Below are 18,343 nucleotides of genomic sequence, written 5' to 3'. Positions count from 1 at the left end.
GTCGCGGGCTTGTATTACGCGCTAAGGTTCCTCCCCCCTGCATCCAAATCATGCTGTGCTCCGCCGCACGGGGATAGCTGGCGGCCGGCACCCGTGACCCTGACGAGTAACACGATGGCTGATTTACCGATCAATGACCTTAACGTTGAATCCAACGAGACCCTGATCACGCCCGATCAGCTCAAGCGCGAAATCCCCCTGAGCGACGCTGCCTTGCAGACCGTCACCAAGGGCCGCGAAGTCATCCGTGACATTCTCGACGGCACCGACCACCGCCTCTTCGTCGTCATCGGGCCATGCTCGATCCACGACCTCAAGGCCGCGCACGAATACGCCGAACGCCTCAAGGTACTGGCGGCGGAAGTGTCCGACACCTTGTATCTGGTGATGCGCGTGTATTTCGAGAAGCCGCGTACAACGGTGGGCTGGAAAGGCTTGATCAACGACCCGTACCTGGACGACTCGTTCAAGATCCAGGACGGCTTGCATATCGGTCGTCAACTGCTGCTGGACCTGGCGGAAATGGGCCTGCCTACCGCTACCGAAGCACTGGACCCGATCTCCCCGCAGTACCTGCAGGACCTGATCAGTTGGTCGGCCATCGGTGCCCGCACCACCGAGTCCCAGACGCACCGCGAAATGGCGTCCGGCCTGTCCTCGGCCGTCGGCTTCAAGAACGGCACCGACGGCGGCCTGACGGTGGCGATCAACGCGCTGCAATCGGTCTCCAGCCCTCACCGTTTCCTGGGTATCAACCAGGAAGGCGGCGTGTCCATCGTCACGACCAAGGGCAACGCCTACGGTCACGTGGTACTGCGCGGCGGCAATGGCAAGCCCAACTATGATTCAGTCAGCGTCGCCCTGTGCGAACAGGCGCTGAACAAGGCCAAGATCAAGCCAAACATCATGGTTGATTGCAGCCACGCCAACTCCAACAAGGACCCGGCCCTGCAGCCGCTGGTGATGGAAAACGTCGCCAACCAGATCCTGGAAGGCAACCAGTCGATCATCGGTCTGATGGTCGAGAGCCATCTGAACTGGGGTTGCCAGGCCATTCCAAAAGACCTGGCCGACCTGCAATACGGCGTGTCGATCACCGACGCGTGCATCGACTGGGCCGCTACCGAGAACACCCTGCGCAGCATGCATGCCAAGCTCAAGGACGTGTTGCCCAAACGCACACGCACCTGAAGCCGTGCGTGCCGTTGAATCAGGCACACACAAAAACGCCGGGCTAAACCCGGCGTTTTTTTATGGCTGTTGAATCAGAGCTTTGCGGCATGGCGCTGATGGCGCTCCATGTAGCGTTCCACATAAGAGCAGGACGGGATGACCGTGTAGCCTGACTCTTCGGCGAATTTCAATGCCTCTTCGGTCAACGCAGCGGCAATGCCCCGCCCGCGCAATGCGTTGGGCACAAACGTGCGATAGATATCCAGGGTCTGCTTTCCGAGGTCCATGTAGGTCAGATAGGCACGATGACCGTCCACATTGGTCTCGAACTGATGACCAGCCTGGTCATGGTGGATGGACAACGCCTCGCTCATCACTACTCCTCGCGGGTCTTGAATATTGACCCTACCTTACCGATGTTTTTCCGGCGAAGGAACATCTACGCCACCCCGTGCCGGTTTCGACAGCGAGAAAACCCTGAGCGCTCACACCTGCACGTAGGGAATAGTAGGCACCAATCCAGCAATTGCTCAAGGCACACTCGTCATCCCCTGCCGCGGGTGGATTAATAGAAAGCGTCTCGATCATCGGTTGATCGAAAGCCTGAACATTGCCGGCAGTTGAAGCTTGAGACGAACTGGCGCTGTTAAAGTCACCTCTAGATGAGCAAAAGATGCTTGAAGCGAGACGAGTCGCCCCAACGCAAGTACTGGCTTGGATATATAAAATTTCATCTATTCACAAAGCGTGATGCATGCGGGCCGGCGCTTTCAGCCTGGATCCAATCTTCAGCAGGATGAAAAAATCTGGCGGGTTTTTATACAAACCTCCAAAAGATTAGCCAAAATAGATTCGGTGCGAGAATTTTTTTGCTTCTTGCGCAACGTCAGTTTACTTACTACAAGTAATGGGTAGTATGTACGCCGGCTATTAGCTCACCCTGAGACAGTAGCCATCTAATAGAAAGTCCTTGAAGGGGAACACGATGAACAACGTTCTGAAATTCTCTGCTCTGGCTCTGGCCGCAGTTCTGGCCACCGGTTGCAGCAGCGTCTCCAAAGAAACCGAAGCTCGTCTGACTGCAACGGAAGATGCAGCAGCTCGCTCCCAGGCTCGTGCAGACGAAGCCTACCGTAAAGCTGATGAAGCTCTGGCTGCTGCTCAAAAAGCACAACAGACTGCTGACGAAGCTAACGAGCGCGCTCTGCGCATGCTTGAAAAAGCAAGCCGCAAGTAATAATCCTTCGGGGTTGTTATCAAGCCGATCCATTTATGGGTCGGCTTTTTTTTGCCTGGAATCTGCTGCGCCAGACAGCAAGAACGGGCTTGGGGTAATGCCGGTCAGTTAAGCGAAAGAGGGTCACTGTAGGAGCGAGCTTGCTCGCGAAAAACGTCTAGGCAATGCGCTCATTCTGGATAAACGCGGGGCCTTGAGTTCTTCGCGAGCAAGCTCGCTCCTACAAAAGGCTTTGACTGACTGGCATTAGGGCTTGGGGCGCCTATTGAAAATCAACCGGTGCGCTGGACGCTACCGGAGCGGCGCCAGGCACGCCGATTTCAGTCGGCAAACCATCTTCGGCCGCGACTACGTCACGCACCTGATCCCAGTTCACCCGCAGGTTATTGGCCAGGTCTTCGCGCTTGAGCAGCGCATTGATCACCGCCGTGTGCTTGTCGACCACCGAAGGCGTGCCATCGTCGTTCAACGGTGTATGGGCTTCGAGGTAGACCTTGCCGCCAGCGCTGCCGAACTTGTAGGCATCATTGATGATACGCACCGACGTGCCGACCGGCACCATGCCGGCCATTTCCAGCACATTGTTGTTGAACATACGGAAACAACCGTGGCTGGTACGTGTGCCGATACCGAATTTCATGTTGGAGCCGTGAATCAGATAACCCGGCGTACCCAGGGTGAACTTGAACGGGCCCAAGGGATTGTCAGGGCCAGCAGGCACCACGTTGGGCAGCGGGTCACCATTGGCGGCATGTTCGGCCTTGATCGAAGCCGGCGGCGTCCACGTAGGGTTTGGCGTTTTCGCAATAATGCTGGTGTGGGCAATCGGCGATCCCCAGCCTTCACGACCGATCCCCAAAGGAAAGGTGTAAACCACGTTCTGCCCCTTGGGGTAGTAGTAGAGCCGGTATTCGGCAAGGTTGATCACAATGCCTTCGCGCGGGCCTGGCGGGAGAATGAAACGCGTCGGCAGCACGATGTCCGTACCCGCCCCTGGAAGCCAGGCATCGATGCCGGGGTTGGCGGCGACCATTTCCGAATAACCCAGATCGTAGGTGGTGCCCAGGTCGGCAAAGGTGTCTTCGTACTTGGCCTTGATCACCTGGACCTGACCGACGATGTCCTCACCGGGCGGCGGCAAGGGCAACTGCAAGGCGTGCGCGGAACCTGCCGCACAGAGCGCAGCGAGAGACAGGCAGCAGGTAACGACGGAAAGGCGCGACAACATCCGGAAAATCCTTCGCAGAACGACGGTAGGAAAAAACTGATTGTATACGTCAAGCGAGCGCCTGGCATCAAGCCGGCCGCGCTAGAGTTCGAAGCGCAGCTCTGGCCAGATCGGCGGTGTGCCGCGCTTTTGCGACTCAAGAATCGCCCTGCACAAGGGGCACAGCCGCTGGTCCTGGAAGATCGAACGGTCCACCGATGACCAGAGCGGTTGCGCCGGCAATAACGTGCCGCAGAGCGTGCGGTCAATCGAGCCGCCCAGCTCCAGTTGACGCGCCACCAGATGCACCCGGACTTCCTGGCAGGCGAACAGATCCAGCTGCTCGTCCGGCTCGATCAGTTGATAGTTAAACAGGGACCAGGCAGGACGCGACATCAGGGGCTCCAAATCGGGGGGGCGCCACCTTAGCCGAAAGCCTGCCGGTAGAAAAGCGTCATAACAGCGGTTTTAGCGTCGGCCAGACATTTTCCAGCAACTTGCCTTGGGCCGCGACTGCCGGGTGCAGGCCGTCTGCTTGCATCAGGTCAGGATGGCCGCCCACCCCGTCCAGAAAAAACGGCACCAGCGGCACCTTTTTTTCCTCTGCCACCTCGCCGAATACCTTGGCGAACGCTTCGACGTAGCGCTTGCCATAATTGGGCGGAATCTGCATGCCCAACAACAGCACCTTGGCACCGCTGTCCTGGGACGCCTGAACCATCGAAGCAAGATTTTGTTTCAATTGCGCCGGCGGCTGACCACGCAGCCCATCGTTGCCCCCCAACTCGATCACCACCACATCCGGTTTATGCGCTGCAAGTGCCGCAGGCAACCGCGCCAGGCCTCCGGCACTGGTGTCGCCACTGATCGACGCATTGACCACTTTATCGTCAAAACCCTCCTGCTTGAGCCGTTGCTCCAGCAGCGCAACCCACCCTTTGCGGGTATCCAGGCCGAAACCGGCACTGATACTATCGCCAACGATCAGGACTGTACCCGCCGCTGCGTTCTGGGCCATGCACATCAAGGCCAGGCCAGCACTCAAAAACCACATTCGCATCGGATTCTCCATGGGCGCAAGCATTCTCACCGCGCGAAACCTCAGCAAAGTGGTTCCCAGCGCGGAAGGTGAACTGACTATCCTGCACGAACTGAGCCTGGAACTGAACAAGGGCGATAGCCTGGCTATCGTCGGCAGCTCCGGTTCCGGCAAATCCACCCTCCTCGGCCTGCTGGCGGGCCTGGACCTGCCCAGCAGCGGTGAAGTCACCCTGGCGGGTCAAGCGTTGAGCAGCCTCGACGAAGACCAGCGCGCGCGCATCCGTGCCGAACACGTAGGCTTCGTATTCCAATCCTTCCAGTTGCTCGACAGCCTCAATGCGCTGGAAAACGTCATGCTGCCGCTGGAGCTGGACGGCCGCAAGGATGCCCGCGAACGCGCCACGCACCTGCTCGAGCGTGTCGGCCTTGGCAAGCGCCTGACCCATTCGCCACGCCAGCTTTCCGGGGGCGAGCAACAACGTGTCGCCATTGCCCGCGCGTTTGCCGCCGAGCCAGACGTACTGTTTGCCGACGAACCCACCGGCAACCTCGACAGCCATACCGGCGAGCGCATCAGCGACCTGCTGTTCGAACTCAATAAAGAGAGCGGCACGACCCTGGTACTGGTCACCCATGACGAGCGCCTGGCCCATCGTTGCCGGCGCCTGATCCGCCTTGAAGCCGGCCTGATGGTCGCGCCCCTGGAGCCTTGATGGCACGCCTGCCGCTGTTACGCCTGTTCAGCCTTGCCATGCGCCAGTTACTGCGCGATGCCCGCGCCGGCGAACTGCGCGTGTTGTTCTTCGCCCTGCTGGTGGCCGTGGCCGCCAGTACCGCTATCGGCTATTTCGGTGCACGCCTGAACGGCGCCATGCTGTTGCGCGCCACCGAGTTTCTCGGCGCAGACCTGGTACTCGAAGGCAGCTCGCCGGCCCGCCCCGAGCAAATCAGATCCGGCACCGAACTGGGCCTGGATCATGCGCGCATCGTCGAATTTTCCAGCGTTATCGCCGCCGACAACGGCATCCAGCTCTCCAGTATCAAGGCGGTCAACGAACAGTACCCGCTGCGCGGCGCACTCAAAAGTACGGCTGAACCTTTTGGAGCCGAAACCCAAGGTGGTGGTCCCAAACCCGACGAAGCCTGGGTGGAAGCGCGGCTGCTGACAGCGCTGGACCTGAAAATCGGAGACAGCATCGACGTCGGCATGAAGACCCTGCGCCTGACACGCATCCTGACGTATGAGCCCGACCGCGCCGGCAACTTCTATAGCCTCACCCCCAGGGTAATGATCAACCTGGCGGACCTGGACGCCACCGGCGTGGTCCAGCCTGGCAGCCGCGTGAGCTATCGCGAACTGTGGCGTGCGCCACCCGGCAGTACAGCGCTGCAAACCTATCGCGAACTGATCAAGCCGGGCCTGGCGCCCAACCAGCGCCTGCAGGACTCGCGCGATGGCAACCAACAGATCGGTGGCGCCCTGGGCAAGGCCGAGCGTTACCTGAATATGGCCAGCCTGGTGGCGGTGTTGCTGGCCGGCGTCGCCGTGGCGCTGTCGGCCAACCGCTTTGCCAGCCGCCGCTTCGATGCCAGCGCGTTGCTGCGCTGCCTGGGGCTGTCGCGACGCGAAACCATGCTGCTGTTCAGTCTGCAACTGAGCGTACTGGGCTTGTTGGCGAGCCTGGCCGGCGCCCTCCTCGGTTGGCTCGCGCAATTTGGTCTGTTCTACTTTCTGCACGATCTGTTGCCTGCGGACGTGCCACCCGGCGGGCTGCTACCGGCCGTTGCCGGTATCGGCACCGGCCTCGTTGCCCTCGCCGGCTTCGCCCTGCCGCCCCTGGCCGCGCTCGGCCGGGTGCCGCCGCTGCGGGTACTGCGCCGCGACCTGCTGCCTATCCCTTCGAGCACCTGGATGGTCTATGGCGCGGCGCTCTTCGCCCTGGGCCTGATCATGTGGCGCCTGAGCCTCGACCTGGTGCTGACCTTCGCATTGCTGGGCGGCGGCGTGGTGGCGGCACTGATCCTCGGCGGGCTGCTGCTGTTATTATTGCAAAGCCTGCGCCGGTTACTCGCGCGCGCCTCCTTGCCTTGGCGATTGGGCCTGGGCCAATTGCTGCGACATCCACTGGCAGCCGCCGGCCAGTCCCTGGCGTTTGGCTTGATCCTGTTGTCCATGGGCTTGATCGCCCTGCTGCGTGGCGAGTTGCTCGACACTTGGCAGAACCAGTTGCCCAAGGATGCGCCCAACTACTTCGCGCTCAATATCCTGCCGGCCGACAAAGACGCGTTTGGCGCCCGCCTGCTGGAGGTTCAGGCGCAATCTGCTCCGCTCTATCCCGTCGTACCCGGCCGACTGATCAGCATCAACGGCGAACCCGTACAAGAGATTGTCAGCAAGGATTCCAGCGGTGACCGCGCCGTGCAACGGGACTTGAGCCTGACCTGGGCCGCCGACTTGCCCCAAGGCAACGTACTGACGGCAGGCACCTGGTGGACGGCGCAACCGGGCGATGACATCCCCGGGGTATCGGTGGAAGCCAAGGTGGCTGAAAGCCTGAAGCTCAAGCTCAACGACCATCTGGTATTCACCATCGGCGGCGAGAATCGCGAGGCACGGGTCACCAGCCTGCGGACGATCAACTGGGACAACTTCCAGCCCAACTTCTTCATGATCTTCCAACCCGGCACCTTGAAAGATCTGCCGACCACCTACCTGACCAGCTTCTACCTGGCGCCTGGGCATGACCAGCAGATCGTCGACCTGTCCCGCGCCTTCCCCGCCGTCACCATCCTGCAGGTCGAGGCCTTACTGGAACAGTTGCGCAGCATCCTCGCCCAGGTAACCCTCGCGGTGGAATATGTACTGCTGTTCGTGCTCGCCGCAGGCATGGCCGTGCTGTTCTCCGGCCTGCAGGCCACCCTGGATGAGCGGATTCGCCAAGGTGCGCTGCTACGTGCGCTGGGTGCCGAGCGCAGGCTGCTGGTCAAGGCACGGCGCATCGAGTTCGGCCTGCTGGGGGCGGTCAGTGGTTTGCTGGCGGCACTGGGCACGGAGCTGGTGACCTGGGTGCTGTACCGCTACGCCTTTGATCTGAGCTGGCACCCTCACCCCTGGCTATTGCTGCTGCCGCTGATCGGTGCGCTGCTGATCGGTGGCGCCGGGGTGTTCGGTACACGCCGTGCGCTGAACGCCAGCCCACTCACGGTATTGCGCGAGGGCTGAAAAAAACGGATGGCCCCTATTCCAACCAGAGTGAGGGCCATCCGTTGCTATTTCTCATATTCAATGCGGGTGATCCACCAGCACACCTCACCGCCAGGGGTCTGTACGATGGCCTCATCGTCGACCTCCTTGCGCAGCAACGCACGAGCCATGGGAGAGTCGATGGAGATGTAATCCATCCGGTCGTAGATCTCGTCATAACCCACAATGCGAAAACGCTTGGCTTCACCCTGCTCGTTTTCGACGTCGACCCACGCACCAAAAAACACCTTGCCCTCCTGCTCGGGCATGTACTCCACCACACGCATGTCTTCGAGGCGTTTGCGCAGGTAGCGCACCCGCCGATCGATCTCACGCAACAGCTTCTTGTTGTACTGGTAATCCGCGTTTTCGCTGCGATCCCCCAGGGAAGCGGCCCATGTCACCTTGCGCGTGGTGTCCGGGCGCTTCTCGCGCCAAAGGTAGTCCAGCTCCTTTTTCAGCGCCTCATGGCCTTCTTTGGTAATCAGCTTGGTACTCAAACGCGCATATCCCCAGGCAATGTCCAGTAGTGTCGACAGACCACGGCATCATACCCTGGCGTCGGCCGGCGGGGATCGATGATAAATCAATGGCACAAAGTATCCAGGCCGGCAAACTCATCGCCTCAGCCTTGCCCATCGAGGACCTGGTCCAGTTCAACGAGCGTGCCTTGCAGGCGCTTTCGCATCAGCGATAGCTGCGACATCATCAACACCATTTTTTCAGTCTTCTGGCTCACCTCAAGCTCCTGCTCCTGCAACCGCGTATGGCGCTGATCCAACGCTCGGCTTTTTTCATCCTGCTGAGTCTGCTGTTGTTGCAGTCGAGCCTGCCACTGTTCGAGCATCTCCTCACGCTCGATGACTGCCTGTTTTTTTTGCGTCAGTTCCTGGGCAACCCTTGCGAGATTGCTCAGCGTACTGTCTATCTCAAGCATGGAGGTATGCTCCCTCGCAGAGGAGGAGACCGACTGGGCTTCGACAGGTTCTGACTGAATAGACGGCGTTAGAGGTTCGGCTGGCACCTGTGTTATCTCCGGTACCCTGACCAGCGCATGCGGCTGCTCTTCAACAGAGCCTTCCTCCATAGGCGGCGCGACGGACTTTGGCTGGCTCTTGCCTCGGGGCGGTGCAACCATCTGCGATGAAAAGCGAATGGACGGCACGATGACTGCGCTGCTCTCTATCGCAGGCGCAGCGGGGGCGGACATGCCCAAAGTAATCACTTTCATCACCAATGCTTTCTTGACGATTACCGAGTGATGGTCCTCGGGCCTGGCAGGCGGCAACCTGCAACCTTTCAGATCGATGAAGTGAAACGGAACCTGAGAGCCTGTAACGGCACTTTCCTTATTGCCCGGTGCTGCCGCCATCATCAGGATTTGCTTGAAAACTTGCATCGCTACTTGCAAGTCATCTTTGGACTCAACCCCGCCCAGGAAATACCGCTCGAGCTTTTTGCGTAGGGCCGCGACATACACCCTGGAGTGGCCGGGCTCGGCTTCTTCATCAAGGCTATACACCAGGAAGTTGGAGGCCGTCTGCTCGACAGCGAATCCACACAGCAATGCACCGTTGACGGGAGCATCCTCGCCGCTGCGCTCAAGAACAAGGGTACGTAGAAGCATCATGGCAATCAGGCCTCATTGCAAAAAGAAAACCTTATATAAATATCGGACAAATATCCGACCATTATCAGGTACTCAGAACAAAACAATTGTTTCAGTGCGTAATCAATTCAAATGTAGGACTTTACTTATTAAGCGCACCCAGCGTTCCCAAGGACGGGTATTGAACGTAATCTTTTTAACGCACCGCTATACACAAACCACCCCTTCTTCAAGCACCGCCCAATTGATTCGGTAATCCCTATGATCGAAGTCAGCAACCTGACAAAGCACCTGGGCAAAAAAAGCGTGATCAACGACGTTTCGTTCTATACCCAACGCCAGGAATGCGTGGGTGTACTTGGAGAACATGGCGCCGGTAAAACAGCGTTGCTGAATTTGATTTCCGGCATGACCAAACCCACTAGTGGGCACGTCAATATTCAGGGTTTCAATACCCAGACCCATTCAGTGCCTGCCAGGCAAGCTGTTGGCTACCAGCTCCAGGAGGGCATCACCCACCACACGCTGTCGGTCAAAAGCATCCTCCATTTTGTTGCCGCTGCTCGAGGGTTCAGCGGCGCAGAAAAACGCAGGCAGGTGGACCGGGTCGCCACGCGACTTGAGCTGCTCCCCGTATTCCACTGCCCCATCGATGTGCTCAGTCCTGGCTTGAAACGTAGAGTCGCGATTGCGCAAGCCATTGTGCATTCTCCCGGTGTGCTCCTGCTGGACGAGCCCACGGAAGGTTTGAACGGTGAGCAACGGCTCAAATTCAGGGCGCTTGTCCAGTCACTCAGCGAGGAAATGAGCGTCATCATTGCCTCCCGCCATTACGACGCGATGGCCGACATCTGCACCCGCGCCCTGGTAATCGCACGCGGACGACTGGTTGCCGATTCTTCGCTGACTGATTTGCAGCGCAGCTCCAGGCACTTCCAAGCGGTGACGCTCGCCGCGGATCCGCCTCCGGATCTACTCGCACTGGCCGTGTTACCTGGGGTTGCCGGCATCGAAGAAGACCGTCAGAACCCAGGCAAAGTGACGGTTCTGGCCATGCCCGGGCACGCCATCTTCCCCGCCATCAACGCCCTCATCACCCATCGCGGCTGGAACATAACGTCACTGCATCTTGAGCCAGGTCGCCTGAACGATGTCGTTCACCATCTGAGCCACGAGGTATTCCCTTGATACTGCTGCCCCTCATTTTCAAACGCCAACTCGCCAGCTATGCCTGCTCCCCCACCACCTACCTGAGCGTGGCGTTCTTCCTGGTGCTCGGCGCGGCGCTGGGATTGCACACCCACCGCTGGATGGAGCGAGACAGCAGCGACCTGCAGGCTTTTTTCGAGCTGCACCCCTGGCTCTATCTGCTGCTGATACCCAGCTTATCAATGCAATTATGGGCTGATGAACACAGCACCGGCTTCTCCAACATGATGAAAACCCTGCCCGTCACAGCAGCCGAACGAGTAATAGGAAAATTCCTGGCTGCCTGGGCAGTATGCAGTGTCGCCCTGCTGCTGAATTTTCCGATGGTGATTGCCGCCCATTATCTCGGAACACCCGACGATGGGGTAATCGCATCGCAATTTCTGGCAAGTTGGCTACTGGCGGGAAGTTATCTATCTGTAGGTTGTTTTATCTGTGCACTTACGCACCAGCGAATTGTTATTTTCCTACTGACGATGGGTTTGCTGCTGACCATCAGCGGGCTTTCTTCAGTGCTGGATGCACTTGAACATCAGGCACCGATCTGGATAGTTGACAGCGTGATGAAACTTGACCCGATTTCTCGTTTCAGCTCAATGGACAACGGCAAGATAACACTTCATGACGGTTTATACTTTGTCAGCATGATCTTCGCTTTTCTCTGCGCAACCATTGTGACACTCAACTATAAAAACAGCTGAGAAGGAAAGTCGCTGATGCGATCCGCTCTTCGTATGGGTATGACGTTGATCGTTATATCATTACTGTTTCTGGCAACCAATCTGGTCTGGATAAACAAACTACCCAATACCCGCTGGGATGTTTCACAACAGAAAATCCATACCTTATCGCCATCGACGCGGCAACTGCTCGCGACGCTCGAAGGCCCACTGGACTTGTATTATTTCAACTCGCTCAGCGCACCGAAGAGAAGCCGAATCGTGAAACGCCTCGGACAACGCATAGAGGACGTACTCCAGGAATTCGAAGCCGCGGCCGACGGCATGATCAATTTGCATGTTATTGATCCCATTCCATTTTCAGAAGATGCCTACAAAGCGAGCTTATTCGGCCTGGATGACACACAAGGATATCTTGGCCTCATAGGCACGCGTGGCGGCCAGAGCACACAACGTATCGAAGTGTTCAACCCCGACGACGAACCGTTGCTCGAGTATCAAATCAGCCACCTGATCCATAAATTGATGCACCCTCAACGTTCCAACGTCGGGCTCCTATCCGGATTACCGTTGAATCAATCCGCCGGACACCTCGTGGAGCAGATGCGCGGGCATTTCAACCTGATGGAATTGGCACCTAAGATCACTCAGGTGCCTGCGTCGATCGACAGCTTGATGGTCGTGCAGCCAAGGGCGCTAGCCGAACAAACGCTTTACGCCATCGAGCAGTTTGTCTTGAGGGGCGGCAAACTGATGGTCTTCATCGACCCGGTGAGCGAGATGGGTACTGAAACCGTATCGGTGGATTCCAGGCTGGAGGGCCTGTTGACCACATGGGGCGTACGGATGCCCGCGAACCAGCTACTGGTTGACAGTCTTTACGCCTCCTCGGCCTCGCTCGGCCCAGACATGCCCACCGTACTGCATCCAGCCAGGTTGAAACTGCCGCGACAGGCAATGACCGCGCATGACATCAGCACCTGGAAACTCAACAGCCTGAGCGTATCAAGCAGTGGCGCCCTTTTGCGCACCCGAAAAAGCCGGACGACCTTCACCCCGCTGCTGCAAAGCTCTTGGCAGTCCGCGATGATGGATGCCGGGCGTTTCGCTTCAATGACGGAGTTCGACTCGCTCATTGAGCAAGCCTCCACTTCAGGTCAGCGCCATGTGATTGCCGCTCGTCTTGAGGGGCCGGCCTATTCGGCATTTCCTGACGGTCTCGCAGGACAGCCGCCAGGCCTGCAAAAGGCCGCCCATATCGAGGTAGTCGTGGTTGCCGATACCGATTTGCTCGCCGACGCGGTCAGCCAGACAACAGCCAATAGCAACGTGCAGTTCGTGTTGAACACACTGGATAATCTGGCGGCTCCCGCAGAACTCGCCAATATTCGCCCGCGCATTGGGCCGCGTTCACTCAGTACCCTCGAGCCCATGCGCCAAGCTGCCGCACAGGCCTATCAGGAAAAGGCAGCAGAACTGGAACGTCGTCTTGAGCGTACCGAGCAAGCGTGGCAGCGGTTGAATCCACCGGCCATACGCTTGGGCGTTCAGGCCGTGGACACCAATACCCAGTTGCAAGCGCTCAACAAAGAACGCCTGCGCCTGCCCATCGAACTCCACGCCCTCAAGACTCAGGCGTATGCGCCACTGCACCGCTTCAAACGCAACGTAAAACTGCTGATGACCGCGACGGTACCGCTGGTTTTGTGCCTGATAGCCTGGGTACGTTATCGTTGCCTGTGTCGACGCCGGTGGCCACCCGTGGCGTTTAGCTGACATATCGTGTTGGGATCAGCGACGGGCAATCAGCCCTTGCCGGGCGATACGCGTCAGCTGGCGGATTACCTCTTCGGCATTGCCCGAACTGGGCGCCTGGATGACCGCGAGGTCAAAGCTGTTACTGGCGAAACGGGCCAGGGAGTCACCGTCCTCCACGAACTGGATCAGGAACGCCGAAGGCCGTCCGGTGCGGCGTGGCCAGCCGTCCAGGTAACGCAGTAGCGTCGGCTGGTGCTTGCCGCCCAGGAGAATTTTCGGGTTGCGTTGAGTCAGGTCCGCAGTGATCGGGGCCAGGCGTATCAGGGGGCGTAGTGCATTCATCGTGTCGTGTCTCTGCCTCAAAAGTCTGCGGGCAGGTGAGAGGCAACACCGAACCAGCGCTTTAGCGGTATTTCGAGCCGTGCCTACTGATGAGTGCATGGTTCTGTCGGACTGCATCGAGCCCAGTGGCGCCCCGCAATTAGCTGTTTAAATCGGCGCATGAGCAGCATCCTAGAGAAGCTGGCGGGGCAGTGTCAAGAATCCCGAGCAACGAAAAGGCCCGCACAGGGCGGGCCTCTTTACTGTGTGGAACAGTCAGTTGGCGATGGCGCGGTCGGCCGACAGTTTGCCGGCGCCTTCGAACAGCACTGCCAGCGAGCCGCCTAGCAGAGCTAGTGCGAATTCATAACCATTGTTGGCCATGAACAGCCCGTTATGAATGTGCACCGAAAAAATCGCCACCAGTGTCAGGAAGGTCAGGCCCAATGCCGCAGGGCGTGCGAGCAGACCGATGATTAGCGCCAGGCCAGCAAAGAACTCAGTGCCGCCTGACAACACAGCCATCAGCGTGCCCGGCGCCAGACCGATACTTTCCATCCATTGTGCGGTGCCCGCCAGGCCGCCGCCACCAAACCAGCCGAAGAGTTTTTGCGAGCCGTGGGCAGCGAAGATAACGCCTACAAAGATGCGCAGAACAGTCAGGCCATAACCGGCGCGGGTGGACAGGACGCGGGTAATCAATGGGCTCATGGGGTAAATCCTTTTTCAGGTAGGGGTTGGTTGGCCGCTATATTAATCAGTTTAAACAATGATAAAAGCCAAAAAATTGCTTTATCAATATCGATAAAATCGATTATTTGCGCGATGCTATTTTCGGCGCTGGCGGCTCCAGGGACTCTCGCTCCCGGTCAAACGCCAGGTAGTACTTGTTAACACTATTAACATAGCTGACGCCGCCCATCCCTACCTGCTCCATGGCAATGCGTTCAACCTGGAAGAACCACTGATTGGGGTTGAGCCCACGACGCCTGGCTTCGGTGCGCATGCCCTGCACCCGTTCAGGCCCCATGTTGTAGGCAGCCAGCACAAAGGCCATGCGTTCACGCTCATTAAGCTTGGGGCTAGCGAAAAACTTGCGACGGATCATCGCCAGGTAGCGCGCGCCCGCCTGCACATTACTGTCCACATTCTCGATGTTATTGACGCCCACCCGCTGCGCCGCTGAAGGCGTAATCTGCATCAAACCGGTAGGACCACCGCTATTACGTGCGCCAGGGTCCAGTGCAGACTCCTTGAATGCCAGCGCAGCCAGGTTCAGCCAGTCCATGCCCTGCTCGCGCGCATGCTTTTGCAGGACCGGGCGCAGTTTTTCCAGGCGTTGGCGGTCGGCCCGGGCCAACGGGTTACGCACTTGATAGAGACGTCGATAGATACGCTGGAACGCCACATCCTGATCGGAAGGGGTTCGGTAGGTCTTGAGGAAACGATCGATGCTGGCCCGCAACATCGAGGCATCCTGACGCACGAACCAGTACTCGTCGCCTGGCTCGCTGATGGTCACCTGCTTGTCAAAGCGCAACTTGGGCAGGATTTTCGACCAGCGCTCGGCAATCGGTTTTTCGACAATGGTCAGGTGAAAGATCCCGGCCTGCACCATTTCCAGCACGTCCTCCACCGCCAGGCTCGGGTCGACCCATTCCACCTTGATCGGCGGTTGCTTGTGCAGGGCCAGCTTCTGATTGACCTGGCTGATCGCATCTGCAGCCGCACTGCCGGTGGTCAACGTCAGCGTACGGCCCGACAACTGCTCCAACTTGGTAAACCGACGCTCGCCCTTGACGCCAACCAGCCACAACGGCACATCGCTGGCGATAGGGTCGCTGGTGCTGATCTTGTGCGCGGCCTTCACATCCAGCAATTCGCCAGGGGCAACCAGATCGCCTTCGCCACGGGCCAGCGCGCCGAGCAACTGCTCCTTGGCCTTGGGAATGATCTTGAGATTGATCTCCTGGCCATCACGGGCACGGCCATTGAGGTATTGCTCGAAAGCGCGCAGGCGATGGTATTCGACACCGATGGCCTGGCCCTGCACTTCACCGGAGCTGTTGCGGCTCTGGTTGACCAATACCCGCAGGGTGCGGCTGGAGCGGATATCTGCCAGGTCACGCACCTTGCCGGGCTTTGTCACTTCCAGCGGCCCGTCAAGACGCGCGACCGCTGCCATGGGCAGCAGCAAGGTCGCGCACATTATAAGCAACGCCGAGGGTCGGATCATCCGCTCTCCGGAAAGAATACTGGCCATCACCTTCGTGAAAAACGAGGTGCTGGGCGTCAGAAACAGAGCGCTTTATGCGCTGGCAAGGCGCGCAACGGCGACACAGTGAAAGGCAATGGGCCCGGCACAATGTCGCGTGCGACGTTCAAAGACAGCTATAACGCGTTGTAGTTCTTCGTTTTTCTTATAAATCTACAGCTCTGATATGCTTTCCGGCCGCAGGCGGAGATAGCACCATGCAACTCATTGATATCGGCGTCAACCTGACCAACCCCAGTTTCGACGAGAGGCACTCGGCCGTCCTCGAGCGTGCCTACGCTGCCGGCGTGCAACAATTGGTGCTCACCGGCACCAGTGTCGAAGGCAGCGAGCGGGCCCTGGAGCTGTGCGTGAAACACGATGAAAGCGCACAGCGGCTGTTCAGCACCGCCGGCATTCACCCCCACTCCGCCAGCGACTGGAACAGCGACAGCGCCCAACGTTTGCGCGGCTTGCTCAACGAACCGCGCGTGCGCGCCGTTGGCGAGTGCGGGCTGGATTTCAACCGTGATTTTTCGCCGCGCCCACAGCAGGAAAAAGTCCTCGAGCAGCACCTGGCCCTGGCCGTCGAACTCAAACTTCCCGTATTTCTTCACGAGCGCGACGCCAACCAGCGCCTGCTGGAGATCCTCAAAGACTATCGCGATCATCTGTCCGCCGCCGTGGTGCACTGCTTCACGGGCGAACAAGCGGCGCTGTTCAGCTACCTCGACCTTGACCTGCACATTGGCATCACCGGCTGGATCTGCGACGAGCGCCGTGGGACGCATCTACACCCCTTGGTCAGGGAAATTCCCCGAGGCCGTCTGATGCTGGAAAGCGACGCGCCCTACCTGCTGCCACGCACGCTGCGCCCCAAGCCAAAAAACGGCCGCAATGAACCCGCCTTTCTCACCGAAGTGTTGCGTGAGGTGGCCCTGCATCGCCATGAAACGATGGAAGACCTGGCGATGCACAGCACCGCCTGCGCCCGCGCTTTTTTTGGCTTACCGGCCGTGGGGTGATGCGGCGCATTGACCCATGTCAAAAAGGCTTTCCTGAGTAGCGGCACAATAATGGCACCTTGCCAATGCTGTTTCCGCTATCAGAGAAAACCTTCCATGGGTGCCTGGCTTAGCAATATCTCGTTGAAATACAAATTCTGGGCCGTCAATGCGGTGGCGTTTATCACCACCCTGCTGCTGGTGTTGTATGCCGTGCAGCTCGAACAACAGGCGCGCAGCCATGGGTCCCAGCTTTCGGCCCAGGCCCAGGCGCAGTTGCTTAGCGCCTGGCCGACGGACAAGGCCCTGCCCGGCGGTGAGAACTGGCTGACCTTCAGCCGAGGCCAGGTCCCACAACGGGCGGGCCAGGATTTGTCAGCCTTGCAAGGCGCCAACGGCTGGGTCGAACTCAGCCACCTGCCATGGTTCGGCATCGATCCGCTGGTGGGCGCCGAGGTCGTCCGCCGTGCCGACGGCCAACAGGTCGCCGTACTCGCCTACGCGCCAAGCCTGCGCCAGGTGTTCGGCGAGCGCTTCGTCAACTATGCGGTGGCGGTGGCGATCCTCATGCTAGCGATGCTAGGCGCCTCACAACTGCTGATCCGCTTTCTGCTCAGTCAGCTCAACACCCTCAAGGACGTGATGCTGCATGTGGAGAAAACCGGCGACTTGTCTGCCCGCGTGCCGCTGGCCTGCAAGGATGAGGTCGGGCAGATGGCCAGCGCTTTCAACGCCATGCAAGCCGGCTACCAGCGGGTGGTCAACACCGTGGCCCGTACCGCCAGGCAATTGGACGAAGGCGCCGCGCGGCTGGCCAGCAGCATGAACGAGGTGCAGCACGGCATGCTCGGCCAGCAAAGCGAGACCGACCAGGCCGCCACGGCGATCAACGAAATGACCGCCACCGTTCACCATATTGCCCAGCACGCCGGGGCTACCCGCGACCTTTCGCAAACCGCCGACACCCTCGCCGGCAGTGGCCAGGCAGTGGTCATCCGCGTGCAGCGTTCGATTGCCGGGCTGTCCACCGGCGTGCAACAGACCGCTGAAATGATCCAGAAACTCGCCGAAGACAGCCAGAAAATCAACGGTGTGGTCGGGGTGATCCACAGCATCGCCGAACAGACCAACCTGCTCGCCCTCAACGCCGCCATCGAAGCCGCCCGCGCCGGAGAAATGGGCCGTGGCTTTGCGGTGGTGGCCGACGAAGTGCGCAACCTGGCCAAGCGCGTACAAAGCTCCACCGATGAAATCACGCGCATGGTCTCGGCACTGCAAGCCGGCACCCGCGACGCGGTGGACTTCATGCAGGAAAGCTCGTTCAAGGCCGATGACTGCGTGCAACAGGCCCAGGAAGCCGGTGCCGCGCTCGGCGAAATTACCGGCGCCGTGGCGCAGATGCGCGAGAGCAACACCCAGATTGCCGTGGCCGCCGAACAGCAGAGCCATGTCGCCGAAGAGATGAACCGTGCAGTGGTGAGCATTCGTGATGTAACCGAAAACACCGTGCAGCAAACAGTGGCTTCCGCAACGACCAGCCATGAGCTGGCGACGTTGGCGGGAGAATTGAGCAAGGCGATTGGGCAGTTGAAGCTGTAGGACCGTT

At 59.1% G+C, this 18,343-nt stretch carries 18 protein-coding genes; 9 read left to right on the top strand and 9 right to left on the bottom strand.

Annotated elements, in window-relative coordinates; translation table 11 throughout:
- The first annotated feature begins 114 nt into the window (after positions 1-114).
- Complete coding sequence (locus C4J94_RS08550; RefSeq protein WP_124385761.1) at positions 115-1,191, top strand: 3-deoxy-7-phosphoheptulonate synthase; 1,077 nt, start codon at positions 115-117, stop codon at positions 1,189-1,191.
- A 74-nt stretch (positions 1,192-1,265) separates the two neighbouring features.
- Here C4J94_RS08550 and C4J94_RS08545 read toward each other — a convergent pair whose 3' ends face one another.
- The gene (locus C4J94_RS08545; protein WP_003233387.1) at positions 1,266-1,547 is read right to left on the bottom strand and encodes a GNAT family N-acetyltransferase; all 282 of its coding nucleotides are present in this window, start codon (positions 1,545-1,547) and stop codon (positions 1,266-1,268) included.
- Between the two features lie 611 nt (positions 1,548-2,158).
- Here C4J94_RS08545 and oprI point away from each other — a divergent pair.
- On the top strand, positions 2,159-2,410 hold the full coding sequence (gene oprI / locus C4J94_RS08540) for an outer membrane lipoprotei OprI (RefSeq protein WP_003172710.1): 252 nt from the start codon (positions 2,159-2,161) through the stop codon (positions 2,408-2,410).
- A 262-nt stretch (positions 2,411-2,672) separates the two neighbouring features.
- Here oprI and C4J94_RS08535 read toward each other — a convergent pair whose 3' ends face one another.
- From C4J94_RS08535 to C4J94_RS08525, 3 genes are all read right to left on the bottom strand, one after another.
- On the bottom strand, positions 2,673-3,638 hold the full coding sequence (locus tag C4J94_RS08535; RefSeq protein WP_124385760.1) for a L,D-transpeptidase family protein: 966 nt from the start codon (positions 3,636-3,638) through the stop codon (positions 2,673-2,675).
- 81 nt (positions 3,639-3,719) lie between these two features.
- Entirely contained in the window at positions 3,720-4,013 is a 294-nt protein-coding gene (locus C4J94_RS08530; protein ID WP_057722836.1) for a hypothetical protein, read from the bottom strand.
- 58 nt (positions 4,014-4,071) lie between these two features.
- Entirely contained in the window at positions 4,072-4,677 is a 606-nt protein-coding gene (locus C4J94_RS08525) for an arylesterase (RefSeq protein WP_124385759.1), read from the bottom strand.
- Between the two features lie 10 nt (positions 4,678-4,687).
- Here C4J94_RS08525 and C4J94_RS08520 point away from each other — a divergent pair, with 10 nt between their 5' ends.
- Together C4J94_RS08520 and C4J94_RS08515 are read left to right on the top strand one after the other, a co-directional pair.
- Positions 4,688-5,371 carry an ABC transporter ATP-binding protein gene (locus tag C4J94_RS08520; protein WP_065885127.1) on the top strand — a complete coding sequence of 228 codons (684 nt, stop codon included), beginning with the start codon at positions 4,688-4,690 and terminating at the stop codon, positions 5,369-5,371.
- Positions 5,371-7,881 carry an ABC transporter permease gene (locus tag C4J94_RS08515; protein ID WP_124385758.1) on the top strand — a complete coding sequence of 837 codons (2,511 nt, stop codon included), beginning with the start codon at positions 5,371-5,373 and terminating at the stop codon, positions 7,879-7,881. The genes C4J94_RS08520 and C4J94_RS08515 overlap by 1 nt, the downstream gene beginning before the upstream one ends.
- 47 nt (positions 7,882-7,928) lie before the next feature.
- Here C4J94_RS08515 and greB read toward each other — a convergent pair whose 3' ends face one another.
- Together greB and C4J94_RS08505 are read right to left on the bottom strand one after the other, a co-directional pair.
- Positions 7,929-8,402, bottom strand: coding sequence for a transcription elongation factor GreB (gene greB, locus C4J94_RS08510; protein WP_124385757.1), 474 nt, complete (start codon positions 8,400-8,402; stop codon positions 7,929-7,931).
- A 125-nt stretch (positions 8,403-8,527) separates the two neighbouring features.
- The gene (locus tag C4J94_RS08505) at positions 8,528-9,532 is read right to left on the bottom strand and encodes a hypothetical protein (RefSeq protein WP_124385756.1); all 1,005 of its coding nucleotides are present in this window, start codon (positions 9,530-9,532) and stop codon (positions 8,528-8,530) included.
- A gap of 240 nt (positions 9,533-9,772) precedes the next feature.
- Between C4J94_RS08505 and C4J94_RS08500 the strand changes: the two genes are divergently transcribed.
- The 3 genes from C4J94_RS08500 to C4J94_RS08490 are packed head-to-tail and all read left to right on the top strand — an operon-like array spanning position 9,773 to position 13,176.
- Positions 9,773-10,699 (top strand): ABC transporter ATP-binding protein, encoded by a 927-nt coding sequence (locus C4J94_RS08500; protein WP_124385755.1) that lies wholly within the window; start codon positions 9,773-9,775, stop codon positions 10,697-10,699.
- Positions 10,696-11,421, top strand: a complete 726-nt coding sequence (locus C4J94_RS08495) for an ABC transporter permease (RefSeq protein ID WP_124385754.1) — start codon at positions 10,696-10,698, stop codon at positions 11,419-11,421. The genes C4J94_RS08500 and C4J94_RS08495 overlap by 4 nt, the downstream gene beginning before the upstream one ends.
- A gap of 15 nt (positions 11,422-11,436) precedes the next feature.
- Entirely contained in the window at positions 11,437-13,176 is a 1,740-nt protein-coding gene (locus C4J94_RS08490; RefSeq protein ID WP_124385753.1) for a Gldg family protein, read from the top strand.
- 15 nt (positions 13,177-13,191) lie between these two features.
- On the opposite strand, the gene C4J94_RS08485 is transcribed toward C4J94_RS08490, so the two are convergent.
- The 3 genes from C4J94_RS08485 to C4J94_RS08475 all read right to left on the bottom strand — a co-directional run bounded on the left by C4J94_RS08485 (position 13,192) and on the right by C4J94_RS08475 (position 15,715).
- Positions 13,192-13,500 carry a class I SAM-dependent methyltransferase gene (locus C4J94_RS08485; RefSeq protein WP_124385752.1) on the bottom strand — a complete coding sequence of 103 codons (309 nt, stop codon included), beginning with the start codon at positions 13,498-13,500 and terminating at the stop codon, positions 13,192-13,194.
- A 255-nt stretch (positions 13,501-13,755) separates the two neighbouring features.
- Entirely contained in the window at positions 13,756-14,190 is a 435-nt protein-coding gene (locus C4J94_RS08480; protein WP_124385751.1) for a DoxX family protein, read from the bottom strand.
- Positions 14,191-14,293: 103 nt separating this feature from the next.
- Positions 14,294-15,715 (bottom strand): transglycosylase SLT domain-containing protein, encoded by a 1,422-nt coding sequence (locus C4J94_RS08475; RefSeq protein ID WP_124385750.1) that lies wholly within the window; start codon positions 15,713-15,715, stop codon positions 14,294-14,296.
- Positions 15,716-15,951: 236 nt separating this feature from the next.
- Between C4J94_RS08475 and C4J94_RS08470 the strand changes: the two genes are divergently transcribed.
- On the top strand, positions 15,952-16,758 hold the full coding sequence (locus C4J94_RS08470; protein ID WP_124385749.1) for a TatD family hydrolase: 807 nt from the start codon (positions 15,952-15,954) through the stop codon (positions 16,756-16,758).
- Positions 16,759-16,854: 96 nt separating this feature from the next.
- The gene (locus C4J94_RS08465) at positions 16,855-18,336 is read left to right on the top strand and encodes a methyl-accepting chemotaxis protein (RefSeq protein ID WP_124385748.1); all 1,482 of its coding nucleotides are present in this window, start codon (positions 16,855-16,857) and stop codon (positions 18,334-18,336) included.
- Positions 18,337-18,343: the final 7 nt, after the last annotated feature.

This window comes from Pseudomonas sp. R5-89-07, from assembly GCF_003851685.1.
Taxonomy (GTDB): Bacteria; Pseudomonadota; Gammaproteobacteria; order Pseudomonadales; family Pseudomonadaceae; genus Aquipseudomonas.
The sequence above is the reverse complement of the archived record's forward strand: the minus strand, read 5'-3'. Positions and strand labels throughout refer to the sequence as shown.

Coding starts and splice junctions, on each gene's coding strand:
- C4J94_RS08515 (WP_124385758.1), top strand. CDS start 5,371: ATGGCACGCCTGCCGCTGTTACGCCTGTTCAGCCTTGCCATGCGCCAG.
- C4J94_RS08470 (WP_124385749.1), top strand. CDS start 15,952: ATGCAACTCATTGATATCGGCGTCAACCTGACCAACCCCAGTTTCGAC.
- C4J94_RS08530 (WP_057722836.1), bottom strand. CDS start 4,013: ATGTCGCGTCCTGCCTGGTCCCTGTTTAACTATCAACTGATCGAGCCG.
- C4J94_RS08485 (WP_124385752.1), bottom strand. CDS start 13,500: ATGAATGCACTACGCCCCCTGATACGCCTGGCCCCGATCACTGCGGAC.
- C4J94_RS08475 (WP_124385750.1), bottom strand. CDS start 15,715: ATGATCCGACCCTCGGCGTTGCTTATAATGTGCGCGACCTTGCTGCTG.
- C4J94_RS08525 (WP_124385759.1), bottom strand. CDS start 4,677: ATGCGAATGTGGTTTTTGAGTGCTGGCCTGGCCTTGATGTGCATGGCC.
- C4J94_RS08505 (WP_124385756.1), bottom strand. CDS start 9,532: ATGATGCTTCTACGTACCCTTGTTCTTGAGCGCAGCGGCGAGGATGCT.
- C4J94_RS08550 (WP_124385761.1), top strand. CDS start 115: ATGGCTGATTTACCGATCAATGACCTTAACGTTGAATCCAACGAGACC.
- C4J94_RS08490 (WP_124385753.1), top strand. CDS start 11,437: ATGCGATCCGCTCTTCGTATGGGTATGACGTTGATCGTTATATCATTA.
- C4J94_RS08535 (WP_124385760.1), bottom strand. CDS start 3,638: ATGTTGTCGCGCCTTTCCGTCGTTACCTGCTGCCTGTCTCTCGCTGCG.
- C4J94_RS08465 (WP_124385748.1), top strand. CDS start 16,855: ATGGGTGCCTGGCTTAGCAATATCTCGTTGAAATACAAATTCTGGGCC.
- C4J94_RS08480 (WP_124385751.1), bottom strand. CDS start 14,190: ATGAGCCCATTGATTACCCGCGTCCTGTCCACCCGCGCCGGTTATGGC.
- C4J94_RS08520 (WP_065885127.1), top strand. CDS start 4,688: ATGGGCGCAAGCATTCTCACCGCGCGAAACCTCAGCAAAGTGGTTCCC.
- C4J94_RS08500 (WP_124385755.1), top strand. CDS start 9,773: ATGATCGAAGTCAGCAACCTGACAAAGCACCTGGGCAAAAAAAGCGTG.
- oprI (WP_003172710.1), top strand. CDS start 2,159: ATGAACAACGTTCTGAAATTCTCTGCTCTGGCTCTGGCCGCAGTTCTG.
- C4J94_RS08545 (WP_003233387.1), bottom strand. CDS start 1,547: ATGAGCGAGGCGTTGTCCATCCACCATGACCAGGCTGGTCATCAGTTC.